We start from the raw sequence: 13,532 nt of genomic DNA, 5'->3' as shown, positions 1-13,532 counted from the left end.
CCCGGAAAACCGCCCCGAAACCGCCCGGAAAACCCCCCCGAAACCCACCCCGTTAGACCCGCCCCCGAAACCAGCCCCGAAAACCGCCTTGGGTGAGGGAGAGATAATGATGGATGATTTATAAATCCAATAAACCATAGCGTTTTTGTAGTTGTAATAACTTCACCCTAGCCTCTCCTGCATTGTCTGCAATATCAGCAAACTCCATAAACCGTATCAACTCTTTTTTTAACAAATTGCGTTCAACATCTAACGTATTTCTGCCCAAGTCTGGCGGTAAAACAATCATATCAAAAACCGTCGCCCTTTCCTTTCCGGGATGAGGTCTAAGAACCCGTCCTCGACGTTGAATAAATTGGCGGGGGTTGCTGCTACTTGCCAGAATTACCGCATGACGAATAGCTGGAATATCTACCCCTTCATCAAGACAGCGAATAGCTACCAAACCCTGTAGTTGTCCCGCTTCAAATTGTTGCCGCAATTCTTCCCTTTTTGCCATAGGAGTAGCGGCGGTATAGGTATTAACACGATAGCCCAATTCTGACCCCAATAAAAAGACGATCGCTTCTAGTTGTCGGTCAAAGCGAGTGCCTTTTTCCGTGATACCATCCCCACAATAAAATAGCGTGTGGCTGGTCTGTAAACGATTACTCATTAACTGTCTGAGGGCGTTAACCTTATTATTAGCAGCCCCAATTATTCTTGCCCTTTGCATCAATAGCGCCGTGATATTTTCGTTAGTTTCCCACTCCTTCTCATTGTCCATTAAAGCCCAACCAATGCGAGTAGTTAGGCGGGAATAAATCAGAGTTTCAGCCGGCGTTAATTCTACCAAAATCGGATAGTATAAATAATGAACTAACGCCCCTTGGCGGATAGCTTCAGCCAGCGTAAGTTCCGGTTGTAAAACCGGACCAAAATACTCCATTAAAGCATTTGTCCCCTGGTCATCAAAATGACGTTCTGGGGTAGCAGAAAGTGCTAGACGTAAACCTATATGTCGTGGTAAACTAGCTTCTAGGCGAGGCGCTCCTAAGTTGTGGGCTTCGTCGCCGATAATCAAAGTTTTGGCGGGGAAATACCGCAGTTGAGACTGAAAGCTATCGGAAATTAGCGTGGCGTTAGTCGTGATGACTGCGAGAAACGGGAGATGACCCGAACCTATGTTATAAAGGGACGTAGATAGGTGTTTTTGCCAATTGTGGACGCTTTCAAAAGCCAGTAGCGGAGTCATCCCAAATTTCTGAGCTTCCCGTCCCCACTGAGTAACTAGGTGGCGATAGGGACAGATAACTAAAACAACTTGTAAGCCAATTTTATGATATAATTCAGAGGCGATCGCTAAGGCTGTGATAGTCTTACCCGTACCCGTTGCCATTTTCAGCGTTCCCCGTCCCCGGTTCCCAAACCATTGGGATACCGCCTGACGTTGGTAGTGTCTCAGGTGTATTTGTGGGGGAATGACAGGGATACCAGGTAGACTCACCGCTGAAACACAAGCCCTATATAAAAATCAAAAATCACCCATCAAAAATCAATCATGATCTGATTCCCAGTCCGGACAGGAGTCACCCTCCACACCTAATGGGTGCATTCCACAAACTAACAAATTCCCGCCGTAGATTTTACCATGATAGTGATTACATCCACGACAGGCTGGGTTTTGGGTGGCGCTGGGGTGAACATAGGTGACAAAGGGATCAAAAGTTTCCTCTTCCTCAATACCATCTAGTTCCAAATCTAAGTATATATCCAGAATCGGCTCAAAGATATCATTTAAAAACTGGTCTAAGTCGGGAACCAACTTATTTTGGACTTCCTCAGCAATTTCTTCGGAAAATTGAGTCAGGTCATCCATGATATGATTAAACTCTTCCGTCGCATCTATAAAAAACTTTTCCACCTCAATAACTGCGGCTTCTATACTCTTAACCAACTCATTAGACCAATCTTCCATTAGGCTTTAGGGGCTAACTGCTTCAATATTTGACACTCCCTTTGCTGAAAGCGAGGGACTCTTGAGGTAATTATAGCCCTTTTTGGTTTCCCATACTCAGGTCTTACAGGATTATGTGCAAAGGATAAACCAATCTTATCTTACGCAGAGCGATCGCACTCCTCGATCAATTAAATCAATCATTTTCCAAATTACGCAACTCATCCTTGAGTTTATCAACCTGATCGCGCAAGTCTTCAATTGCATCATCACCCGCTGGGGCTTCTTCCTCATCATCAATAATTTCGATGCGGCGAGGTTGCGCCGACTGAGGTGGTGTAGGATTATAATCAGCGCCTGGTTCTTGTGCTTGTCGGATAGCATCGTCAACAAAACGGCGGGCTTCTTCCGTCGTCATTTCGCCACGTTTCACCAGTTCATCTGCTAATTTTTGGGCTTCTACCTGTAACTCAGCCAGTTTATTCCCCGCCTTTTCCCCGGCGTAGGAAGCCAAACCAACCCCAAGGTAAACTGCTTTTTGGACTAAATCTCCAAAACCGGGCATAGGGAAAAACTCTCCAGGCAATAATTTAGGGGAAGTTAAAAATGGGAGTGACCCGGATTCCACGCCTATCAGAAGCATCCCGTGTTGCTGCTACCTTCCGGTCCTGACAAGATTTAGGCGTTCTGACCGCATAGGTCCAGGCCACAAAAATCATTATAACACAGAAATTCACGGTGCAACCACACACCACTCAAAAATTTCGTAGGTCACGCAATTATTAACCACCAGAGGGTCATCAGCGACAATAGCTTGAGCGGCGGCCATAGACTCAGCCTCAAAAAGCAACATTCCGCCGCCTTTCCTTCCCCAATAGCCACTGCGCGCTTGATGTCCTTTAGCAGCCAACTGCTTGACATACTCGATATGGGCGGGGACATATTGATCAAAAACCGCCTTTTCGACAATTCCGGTTTCAATTTTGGCAAACCAAGGCATAATCGTGATTAATCTAATGTCTTAATAGTTAACACTTGGGGCGGACTCGCGTCTGGGGGATACAGAAAGTCAAATTCCACCTGTCGCCGTGTTCGGGGTTGAATGTCTAATTCAATCAAAGGTTCCCCCTGTTGTCCTCGGTTTTGGACTAGGTGAAAGTATCGGCTAACTGTAGTTCCCGAATCATCAGTATAGCGGAAACGCACCGTTCCTCGGAAAAATACCCGGCTGGGAGGTTCCTCGAAAAATTGCACTCCCCCGTCTGTTAGTTCATTACTTTTTAGGGGGGTTTCCATGGTGAGGACTACAGTTTTAGGGGTATTGGTGGGATTAGATAAGTCTAGGGTTAGGCTATATTGAATGCCATAGTTGCCATGGGCTTGATAGGCGGTATCCTCATAACGAACTACCATGGGGGCGCTTTGGTTTTGGTTGGTTCCTAATTTACCCCCAGGTAGGGAACTGAAAATATAGGAAATGGCTTGACCGGGTTCGGGAATGGTCAGGTTGGTTATCTCGGCTTTCCAGACTGAACCTAGGGCGACTCCAGCAACTCGACCATAAATGATTCTCTCTGGACTATTCGGGGGTGTGGGCGCTAGGTCGCGGGGGGTGACTAGAGAACCATTGTGTAATAATTCTACCCATGATTCTAGGGCGGGGCTAGATTCGCTACCGTCGGGGTTTTGAATGGCAAATTGAGCTAGACTAGCTATATGCACTGTACCGCTACTCTGGAGGCGCATAAGAAGCGATCGCCCATTGAGAGGCGGTTCTAATGTTTTTACCGGAATAGGGGCTTTAAAGACCATCTGAAACTGCTGTGGTGGAATGATTACTTGGTCGGGTGGTGATGACTGTTGCCTTCCTCGCAAAATCTCTCCCATAACTCGACTTCCTGGACCTGCAAATACTGTCCCATCATTGTTGTCTAATACGGGAGGTAAGGGGATAAAGGGTGCGTCTGGTTGGCTGAGATAGCTGGCGGCTTGTAATATCTCTAGGGTGACGGGTTCGCTGGTGGGGTTGTAAGCTAATAAGCCTAGATATAGGGTGCGTAAGTCTTCGGGGTTGGTGGGTCTGGCGATATGATGGGCAAAAATGTCGAACCTACCGTCAAAGGGAAAGTTAAGATGGGCATTGGTTTGGGTTTTACCTTGGGGGGGAAAGGTTGATAGTAAGATACCTTCGACTGGTACAACTTCCGGGCTATTGCTATTGAAAACTGGAATATTATCTAGTTGACCGGGAAGGGGACGCACTTCTTGGGGTCGGGTGATGACTACTGGCGGCGGGGGGGTGACTGAGAGGATTAGGGGGGCGATCGCTAGTGGTAGCATAGAGTGGTGATAATCTGGATAATTGGGACTGTTAACTTATGGATTATACTGATTGTAAAATGTTTTGTGCATGGTAGGATACTTTTTTCGGTAAGTCTAGGGCTGCTAATATTCGCGCTATGGTAGGACTATGGTAGGATTATGAATGGCGATCGCTTAAATCGGAAATCTTTAAATGTTACACCTTTACGACTACAAGGATTAGTGGATCGGTCTATTGATGTGTTAGAGTCTCTGTTACAAGACCGGGAAGTTTCCCCTTTAGACCGGGCGGCGATCGCTTTAAAAATTCTGGAAGCGACGGGGGTTAATGTCCGTCAAACTTTACCATCTGTTAATGTGAATCTCCCCGACTCTCCCCTAGTTTTGGGTGGTTATGTTCAGATGGAAAATTTCTTGTCTCCCTCGGAAAATAAACAGGCTTTAGAAATAGCGATCGCTTCCGCTGACCAATTTGTGGCATCCACAACTACAACCGGGGCGGTTAACTATCGAGAATCATCGATTTTATATGCTACCAAGTTCCCCGAATACTATCAATTTATGAAACATCGCATTTTAGACACTTTACCGCAGGTATTATCTCAGTTGAAACATCCCCCTTTTACCGTCACAGAAGTGGAAATGCAGCTAACCGCCCACCATAATGGTGGATATTATAAGATTCATAATGACTCTAGTAGTGCCAAAACCAAAACTCGCACCATCACTTATGTCTATTATTTTTATGACCAACCCAAAGCCTTTACCGGCGGACAACTGCGACTTTATGAAACCGAGTTACGCAATGGTGTCGCCTACAACAAAGAGACCTTTAAGACTATTGAACCCATTAATAATAGTATCGTGTTTTTTGATAGCCGTTGCAAACACGAGGTAATGCCAGTTAGTTGCGATTCCCCTAACTTTAAAGATGGTCGTTTTACCCTAAATGGCTGGCTGCGACGGGCGGAAGACTAACACATCAAAAACCTGGTTAAGTTTGTGTATAAAATAGTTGAGTAATTCCAGATTAATTAGCAGTTCATTAATTCCCAGTAAGTCGGAGGATTAAATAAGTTGTGAATCACGATATTGTCCCTATCAAAAATAAGGCGATCGCCTCGGAAACAGCCCTAGAAAATTTATTGTCTGATTCCCTGGATTTAGTCCAAAATGCCCTAAATAATTCCGAACTATCTCTATCCGCAAGAGTCGAAATAGCTTTAAAAGTTTTGGATCTCTCCGGTGTCTATCATCAATTAAACCGCCCCGCAAATCCTAATGATTATCCCGCAGTTGCTGAGAGTCCCGCCACAGACACCCCCAAGCTATTAGAAGCTAACTTTATCCAGATTGACAACTTTTTATCACCCGAAGAACAAGCAGAAACCTTTAAGATAGCCTTCCAAAATCATGATAAGTTTTTCCCGTCTGGAGTCGCCAACAAGGAAGAAAACACCCGCAAATCTTCAGTTTTACTGGTGCAAAACTTTGATGAATACTACAACCAAATCAGACATAAAATTCTGCAAATTAGACCCAAAATCTTAGCTCAACTCAACTTACCGACTTTTTTGGTTTCCTGGGTGGAAATGCAAATGACAGCCCATAACCATGGAGATTATTATTATATCCATCAAGACATGGATGGCGAAAAAATTGCCAATCGAGTTTTAACATACGTCTACTATTTCTATGAACAGCCAAAACCCTTCTATGGGGGGGATTTAAGGATTTATCCTACCTACATCAACGGTGATAGTTATACCATTGGTGAACAGTTTGTTACGGTGGAACCTCGCCATAACAGCATCATCTTTTTTGATAGTCGCATGAAACACGAAGTTCTCCCGGTTTTCTGTCCTTCTGGGAGGTTCGAGGATAGCCGATTTACTATTAATGGCTGGATTCACCGTTAAAATAACCCTATAGGGGGGTTGACAAGCCACGGAAACTAATGTAAAATATTGACATACTTTTTCATAATAAGAAATTTGTTAAAAAAATAAAATTGTCAAGATTCCCATTATCTAAAATAATACCAGAAGTCAAAGCCAAAAGCAACCCACCCACCCCAAAAAAAATTTTTTGCAACATTTCTTAACATTTCGTTACAAAAGTAAAATTCACGATGCGATCGCCTGAGAGAAAGTTATGGTAGGGGCGGGTTCCGCCGTAGCCTGTTCGGTTCACAGAGGTTAGCKTAGTAAACCCGCCCCAGAACCCACCCGATAACCAGCACCACGYCATGGTAGGGGCGGGTTCCGCCGTAGCCTGTTCGGTTCACAGGGGTTAGCCTAGTAAACCCGCCCCAGAACCCACCCGATAACCAGCACCACGCCATGGTAGGGGCGGGTTCCGCCGTAGCCTGTTCGGTTCACAGAGGTTAGCTTAGTAAACCCGCCCCAGAACCCACCCGACAACCAGCACCACGCCATGGTAGGGGCGGGTTCCGCCGTAGCCTGTTCGGTTCACAGAGGTTAGCTTAGTAAACCCGCCCCAGAACCCACCCGACAACCCACCCGACAACCCGCCCGATAATGCGCCCGATAATGCGATCGCCTTCCCAGGCCACAATCAAAAATCGACATAGCAGGTTGTCACAATTTAAGATTAAAATGTGAGATACTTCTTAACATTGTCTTAGCGCCCATCCGACAATTATCTCAAATCACCGTGATTGATCTCGAGTGTTTTCCCTATAGTGTTGGACACGAAGATGATGGGGTGTGTTTGTTGTTACGCATGGGACCCCATCACGTTTTGCTTGATTGTGGTTTGCGCGATATTTCGCCGCTGCTAAAATCTTCCGAAGGATGTGTAGCTGACTTGGTGATTTGCTCCCATGCTCATGCCGATCATGTTAGGGGTTTGTTGGCACTACATGAAAGCTGTCCAGACTTACCAATTTATGCCAGTGATGTTACTAGCCAATTGTTACCCCTCAACTGGCCAGAGCAATTGTCATCAGGGCAAATTCCGCAATTTTGCCAACCCCTACCGCTGCGAACAGAAGTCCGACTGAAGGAAGGACTAAGCATCACCCTATTTCCGGCCGGCCACCTGCCGGGTGCGACTTGTATGCTGCTGAAATATAATGCACCCCATCGCACCTATAAGCTATTTTATACGGGGGATTTTTTCCTATCAAATTCTCGATTAGTGGAGGGTCTACCCCTAGGGGAACTGCGGGGACTCAGGCCGGATGTGCTAATTTTAGAAGGGAGCTATGGAACTGCACGCTATCCCCACCGCCGTCAACTAGAAAACCAACTAGCGGAAAGGATTTATCGAGCGATCGCCTCTGGTTATTCTGTAATAATTCCCACCCCAGCATTAGGGTTAGGCCAGGAATTATTAATGCTACTGCGTTCCCACCACTACTTCACAGGTAGGGATATTGACATTTGGGTTGATGGTCAAGTACAAACTGGGTGCGATATATATTTAGAGCTGCTACCGCACTTCCCAGCTAATATACAGAACTTTGCCCAGCATCAGCCACTATTTTGGGATGAGCGAATTAAGCCTCGTGTGCGTCGCCTCTCCCCAGAATTGTTGCCAGAACTGGAGCAATGCCCCTCTATTGTGATTGTAGATGACGGGACGGATATTGAACAGTATTTGCGCTATCGTCCTCGGTTGTGGACGTTATTTTTATCAGAAACTCCCGGACACACCAGAGAAATATCGGCCTTGGTAAATTCTGGGGAAATTTTGTTAGAAAGCTATTTTCTGGCGGAACATTGCGACGGCCCAGGAACTACCCAACTGATTCATAACCTGCGACCCCAGCACGTGATTTTTGTGCATGGTTCCCCCATTTATCTAGCGGATTTAACCAATTTAGACGAACTGCGGAACCGCTACCAATTGCATTACCCAGCAGCAGGCGCACAGGTTCAATTACCGATTGGGGAGACTTTTATACAACCGACCCTCCCAGAAACCCATTATCAGGGGGAGTTAACGGAGTCGGCTACGGAGTTAAATATTACCTTACCCAATACTTTGTCTGTTGATCCACGGTGGTCTACCTTTGCAGATACGGGAATTGTGGAGGCTAGATGGCAGGGGGAAGAGTTAGTTTTGCGGGGAATTTCCCAGCGAGAATTTCTCAGCAGTCAGAGCGATCGCACTATGCCATCAGACTTAGACTGTTGTGGGAATTGCCAATATTACCGAAGCGGGCGTTGTTGGAACCCAGTTTCGGCTTTATATGGCTTTAAAGTCACCCCAGAGGGTTACTGTCCCGTGTTTGAGCCTTTAGCTCACCGAGACGAGTAACATCAGGGATTATTCGCGATCGGAGTCGGTGGAAGGGTTACGCAGTTGCTCGGCTTCTGGACATTCATCAGATACCTGTAGCTCGAAATAGCCACGGGGAACTGATGCCAACTTTTGACTAATAGATCCGATACTCTCGAGGCGCACGATTTCTTCCCAAGAAGACACTTCGTCATCTTCTTCTGTTTCGTAGCGCAGCGTGACCAAATCTCCCTCGATATCAAGAATATGGGCTCTTTCGATCCACCTTTGTTGGTCCCGCAAAAAGATGCAGACTTCGCGGCCATCACAACAAAGTTGATAGATCTTGCGATGTAGCATTTTTAACTTAATCCTGAGAAGTTCGCTGGCTAGGTCAAGTCGCCCTATGAAGGCGTTGGTCTGATTTGGATGATTGTAAGTCACCCATGGGGGCTTATTGTAGCTGATATCTGACTGAATCGCATCTGTTAATTTTATTAATAGCGCGTCATTGCTTATTATTATACAGTGTGATCACAAATTTCGGTATCACTCCGATCCAGGCGGAGGCAGGAAGTTATTAATATAGCCGGAAAGATATCTCAACTATGGTTTACGCACAAAGTCTATCCCAACCCACAGTATTTGACCTCGCGCGATCGGGTGATTTCAGGGCGATCGGCTATCTGATTAATAGCTACCTAGCACCCCAGGGGATACAGGCGCGAGTTATCCCCGATCGCAAAGGGTGTTTACAGGTGCTGGTAGAGTTTCAACAAGAACCGATCGCCGAGAGAATTGTTAAATATATTTGTCATGTCCTTTGGAAGCTGAACTCTCCCCAGGTGCTGGGGGTGAGAATTGCCGGTCGCTTCATGGGTCAACCAGATATCCTGTGGAACCAGTCGGTTCGCATTGTCACACCCGCCGCCCGTCAACGTTCCCAGAGACGAAAGGGGAGCAGGAGCAGCCTGGACTTTAAAACCCTGCGGACTTTGCTGCTAATGACCTCAGTAACGGCTACTTTAGTTCTGGGATGTTGGGTTAGTTACTATGAGGTAATTGGTCGGGATGCTCGAGCCATGACTTCTTCCCGTGGAGGCGGGTGGCGACAGTCGAATCAGGTGGTTATGACATCTCCCCCGGTGACTAGACCTAATCAGGTGCGGGCGGCTTTGGAAACTGTCCCGGTGATTCAACATGAGGCTGTGTTAAATCCAGAGGACCCAACCGTAACATTAATGTTTGGGGGAGATGTTAACCTGGCAGGTTCCTTTGCTCAGAAAGTTGGTGACAATTATAGCTGGGCTTTTTCAGAACTACAGGAATATCGGGATGCGGATCTAGCGATGGTGAATTTAGAAAATCCTTTGACTAGAGCGACCCTGGCTCGACCTAATCGACAATTTAATTTTAAAGCTGATCCAGAAGCGGTTAAGGTATTAACAGAAGGTGGCATCGATCTGGTCAATTTAGCCAATAACCATATCATGGATTACGAAGAAGCGGGACTGGTGGAAACTCTGGAAACCTTGCAGCAAGCCGGTATTCATGCGATCGGAGCGGGACGAGATATCATGGAAGCGCGACGACCGAAAATTATCGAGGTAAGAGGACAGCGTATCGCTTATTTCGGCTATTATGATGCTGATTTTAATGCAGCCGGGGAAAATCGGGCGGGAACTAACTCTCGTGATCATGAACGGATCGCGGCAGATATTCAGGCTGTGCGTGATCAGGTAGACTGGGTGATTGTTAATTATCACTGGGGAGTTGAACTTTCTGATTATCCGGGAGATTGGCAAATTGATTTGGGTCGCTATACCATTGACCAGGGAGCAGATGTGGTGATTGGACATCATCCCCAGGTTCTTCAGGGTGCAGAGATATATAAGGGTAGACCAATTGTTTATTCCCTGGGAAATTTCATTTTTGGTGGTAACAGTCGCAGTGATTACGATACAGCTATTTTAAGGGTTTCACTAAAGCAAAATCGGAAAATGAAAGTGGAGTTTTTGCCGGTTGAGGTGCGAGGATATCAGGCTCGTGTGATGGAAGGGGAAAGCGCTAAGGCGACTTTGCGCCATATTGAGCGGATTTCCCGGATTTTTGAGCAGCCGATGCCCTACCAGGTGATCCTGAAGGCTCGTTCTACTGAGCCAGCCTTGAGTGATGCTATAACTACTCCTGAAGTACATCAGGAAAGTTTGTCGCCTGGGTTGTCGGAGAATGAAGGGTCAACTACTATGTTAGATGATGCTCCTAGTGAATCCTCAGTTACTGCTGATGAGCCGACAACTACATGGGAGGAAACTTCTGGTCCGTCTGAGCAGTTGCGGCCTTTTATCAAAACTCCTTTTATTACGGAACCTTTTATTTCTCCCCCTCAACCTGAAGCTAGAACTTCAGAAGGCAGTTACAATAATTCTAAGTCGGAAATTTCCTTTGATGTATCAACAGGGTCTCACCACAAACCTAAAGATGATCAGTCTATGACTAACAACAATAGGGTTTCTGCTGAAGGTTCTGTGAACGCTCATGGTGGTGAGGCTATTCGTCTTCCTGAAATAGGGTGTCAGAGGTGTATTGGTCAGGATGTCAAACTTTCAACAATGTAAGCGTGCGTCACCAATTATCATTGGTTCTGTTTCATGCAAATTATCACCGCGTGACGGCACCCTACAAACTCCACTAAATTCCTAAGGAAGAATAAATTACTGTGTTTGCGATCGCACTTAACCAAAAACAATATAAGACCTATACCCTATGTGACCACAAGGCTGAGTCTATTGTGGAGGTAGTACCGGAAAGGGGTGGGTTAATTACTCGCTGGTCAGTTCAAGGTGAAGAACTGCTATATATGGATGAGGAAAGGTTTGCTGACCCCAGTTTGACAGTCCGGGGTGGTATTCCGATTCTGTTCCCCATCTGTGGGAATTTACCCGATAATAGTTATACCTACCAAAACCGGGAATATGGGCTCAAACAACATGGCTTTGCTCGTGATTTACCCTGGACGGTGCGAAAACAGGACCAAACTAACGCCGCCTCAATTACGGTAGGGTTGACTAGCAATGATGAAACGCGATCGCTATATCCCTTTGACTTTGAATTAGAGTTTACCTATACCCTCAAGGGAAACGGGCTAGAGATTTTTCAGCGTTACACTAATCTATCCGGGTTAGTGAACAGTATGCCCCCTGAGTCCATGCCTTTTTCMACCGGTTTACATCCTTATTTCTGGGTCCCAGATAAAAGTCAACTGCGTTTTCACATTCCAGCCATGCAGTATTGGGACCAACGGACTGAGAGTCTCCAGGATTTTCGAGGTTACTTTGATCCTAATGTCGAGGAAATCGATGGCATTTTTGGGCCTTTGACCGGGTTAGGAGCGACCATGACTGATTTAAGTCGCAATTTAAGATTATGTCTGAACTACAGTGCAGCTTATTCCCGTGTAGTCTTTTGGACAGTGAGGGGCAAGGATTATGTTTGTCTGGAACCTTGGAGTGCGCCCAGAAACGCTATGAATACCGGACAACTGCTAACTCACCTAAAGCCTGGAACCAGTTGTGAGATGGTAGTTTACCTTATGGCAACTTTTTTATAAAAAATGTTTGACAACCAAAATTAGCTATGCTACTATAGAAAACTGTGTGAGATTAGAGAAATAACTCACTAGGGTCGCTAACTCAATGGTAGAGTACTCGGCTTTTAACCGATTAGTTCCGGGTTCGAGTCCCGGGCGACCCATTTTCACTTTGTTTTTAGTGATAAATGTGCAATTAGTGAACATAACTTGATACAATTAGCCATAAATCGTAAAATTGTTTTAAGATTGTTTTAATCAAAACCATCTTAGAGATTAAGAAGACTTAGGAGGAGACTTTATGGCGATAGTACCGATGCGGTTGCTGCTGGATCATGCTGCTGAGAATGATTATGGCATCCCAGCCTACAACGTTAACAACATGGAGCAGATCCAATCGATCATGCAAGCTGCCCATGAAACCAACAGCCCTGTGATCCTGCAAGCATCTCGTGGTGCTCGCTCTTATGCTGGTGAAAACTTCCTGCGCCACCTGATCCTGGCGGCGGTGGAAACCTATCCTCATATCCCTGTGGCTATGCACCAGGATCATGGAAATTCCCCCGCCACTTGCTACTCTGCAATGCGTCATGGCTTTACCAGTGTAATGATGGATGGGTCTCTGGAAGCCGATGCCAAGACCCCCTCTGATTTCGAGTACAATGTGCGGGTAACTGCTGAGGTGGTTAATGTAGCTCACTCGATTGGTGTGAGTGTAGAAGGGGAACTGGGTTGCTTGGGTTCTCTGGAAACTGGTATGGGTGATAAGGAAGATGGTCACGGCGCGGAAGGTGTCCTGACTCGCGACCAGTTGCTGACCGACCCAGATCAAGCGGTTGAATTTGTAGAACGTACTCAGGTTGATGCTTTGGCTGTGGCCATTGGAACTAGCCACGGTGCTTATAAGTTCTCCCGTAAACCGACTGGGGAAATTTTGGCGATCAGCCGCATTGAAGAAATCCACAGCCGTTTACCAAATACCCACTTGGTGATGCACGGTTCTTCTTCTGTTCCCGAAGATCTGATTGCTTTGATCAACCAGTATGGTGGTCAAATTCCTGAAACTTACGGTGTTCCGGTTGAAGAAATCCAGAAAGGTATCAAGAGTGGTGTTCGGAAAGTGAACATTGATACTGACAACCGTTTGGCGATTACTGCTGCTATTCGTGAAGCTGCGGCTAAAGATCCTTCTAACTTTGACCCCCGCCACTTCATGAAGCCTTCTATCAAGTATATGCAGAAGGTTTGTGCCGATCGCTATCAACAGTTCGGAACTGCTGGTAATGCTGACAAGATTAAAGTTCAAACTCTCGACGAGTTCGCTGCTAAATATGCTAGTGGTGCTTTGAGTGCAACTTCTAAAAAAGCTGTAGCTGTGTAGTTAAAAGTTTCTGTTGACTCAGAGGTTGGTTTTTAACTAATTAATTGAACCCGGTT

The 13,532-nt window shown here is 46.0% G+C and carries 12 protein-coding genes, 1 tRNA gene and 1 other RNA gene; 7 read left to right on the top strand and 7 right to left on the bottom strand.

The genetic code is table 11. The features are described from left to right. Positions 1-118: 118 nt before the first annotated feature. The 6 genes from B9T16_RS07780 to B9T16_RS07755 all read right to left on the bottom strand — a co-directional run bounded on the left by B9T16_RS07780 (position 119) and on the right by B9T16_RS07755 (position 4,276). Entirely contained in the window at positions 119-1,486 is a 1,368-nt protein-coding gene (locus tag B9T16_RS07780; protein WP_014276496.1) for a DNA phosphorothioation system restriction enzyme, read from the bottom strand. 48 nt (positions 1,487-1,534) lie between these two features. Then, positions 1,535-1,957 (bottom strand): hypothetical protein, encoded by a 423-nt coding sequence (locus tag B9T16_RS07775; protein WP_410244465.1) that lies wholly within the window; start codon positions 1,955-1,957, stop codon positions 1,535-1,537. 175 nt (positions 1,958-2,132) lie between these two features. Beyond that, positions 2,133-2,501 (bottom strand): phasin family protein, encoded by a 369-nt coding sequence (locus B9T16_RS07770; protein ID WP_410244464.1) that lies wholly within the window; start codon positions 2,499-2,501, stop codon positions 2,133-2,135. Positions 2,502-2,547: 46 nt separating this feature from the next. Further along, an RNA gene (gene ffs / locus B9T16_RS07765) (signal recognition particle sRNA small type) lies at positions 2,548-2,644 on the bottom strand. A 25-nt stretch (positions 2,645-2,669) separates the two neighbouring features. Continuing rightward, positions 2,670-2,936, bottom strand: a complete 267-nt coding sequence (locus B9T16_RS07760; protein WP_410244463.1) for a YciI family protein — start codon at positions 2,934-2,936, stop codon at positions 2,670-2,672. 8 nt (positions 2,937-2,944) lie between these two features. Continuing rightward, entirely contained in the window at positions 2,945-4,276 is a 1,332-nt protein-coding gene (locus tag B9T16_RS07755) for a DUF3370 domain-containing protein (RefSeq protein WP_006616725.1), read from the bottom strand. A gap of 141 nt (positions 4,277-4,417) precedes the next feature. Here B9T16_RS07755 and B9T16_RS07750 point away from each other — a divergent pair, with 141 nt between their 5' ends. The 3 genes from B9T16_RS07750 to B9T16_RS07740 all read left to right on the top strand — a co-directional run bounded on the left by B9T16_RS07750 (position 4,418) and on the right by B9T16_RS07740 (position 8,545). Further along, positions 4,418-5,236 carry a 2OG-Fe(II) oxygenase gene (locus tag B9T16_RS07750; protein ID WP_317268989.1) on the top strand — a complete coding sequence of 273 codons (819 nt, stop codon included), beginning with the start codon at positions 4,418-4,420 and terminating at the stop codon, positions 5,234-5,236. 101 nt (positions 5,237-5,337) lie between these two features. Beyond that, on the top strand, positions 5,338-6,177 hold the full coding sequence (locus B9T16_RS07745; protein WP_410244462.1) for a 2OG-Fe(II) oxygenase: 840 nt from the start codon (positions 5,338-5,340) through the stop codon (positions 6,175-6,177). A gap of 757 nt (positions 6,178-6,934) precedes the next feature. Then, positions 6,935-8,545: an MBL fold metallo-hydrolase gene (locus B9T16_RS07740; protein WP_006617665.1), complete on the top strand. Its 1,611-nt coding sequence runs from the start codon at positions 6,935-6,937 to the stop codon at positions 8,543-8,545. Between the two features lie 9 nt (positions 8,546-8,554). Here B9T16_RS07740 and B9T16_RS07735 read toward each other — a convergent pair whose 3' ends face one another. After that, positions 8,555-8,866 carry a DUF6679 family protein gene (locus B9T16_RS07735; protein WP_006617664.1) on the bottom strand — a complete coding sequence of 104 codons (312 nt, stop codon included), beginning with the start codon at positions 8,864-8,866 and terminating at the stop codon, positions 8,555-8,557. Positions 8,867-9,114: 248 nt separating this feature from the next. On the opposite strand from B9T16_RS07735, the gene B9T16_RS07730 reads away from it, so the two are divergent. From B9T16_RS07730 to fba, 4 genes are all read left to right on the top strand, one after another. Further along, positions 9,115-11,124, top strand: a complete 2,010-nt coding sequence (locus B9T16_RS07730) for a CapA family protein (RefSeq protein WP_317268991.1) — start codon at positions 9,115-9,117, stop codon at positions 11,122-11,124. Between the two features lie 101 nt (positions 11,125-11,225). Beyond that, entirely contained in the window at positions 11,226-12,116 is an 891-nt protein-coding gene (locus B9T16_RS07725; protein WP_410244461.1) for an aldose epimerase, read from the top strand. Between the two features lie 71 nt (positions 12,117-12,187). Beyond that, positions 12,188-12,259, top strand: a tRNA-Lys gene (locus B9T16_RS07720). 137 nt (positions 12,260-12,396) lie between these two features. Continuing rightward, positions 12,397-13,476: a class II fructose-bisphosphate aldolase gene (gene fba / locus B9T16_RS07715; protein ID WP_006617661.1), complete on the top strand. Its 1,080-nt coding sequence runs from the start codon at positions 12,397-12,399 to the stop codon at positions 13,474-13,476. Positions 13,477-13,532: the final 56 nt, after the last annotated feature.

The sequence above is a fragment of the Arthrospira sp. PCC 8006 genome, from assembly GCF_046480465.1.
Lineage (GTDB): Bacteria > Cyanobacteriota > Cyanobacteriia > Cyanobacteriales > Microcoleaceae > Limnospira > Limnospira platensis.
This window is presented reverse-complemented; position numbering and strand designations above follow the sequence as displayed.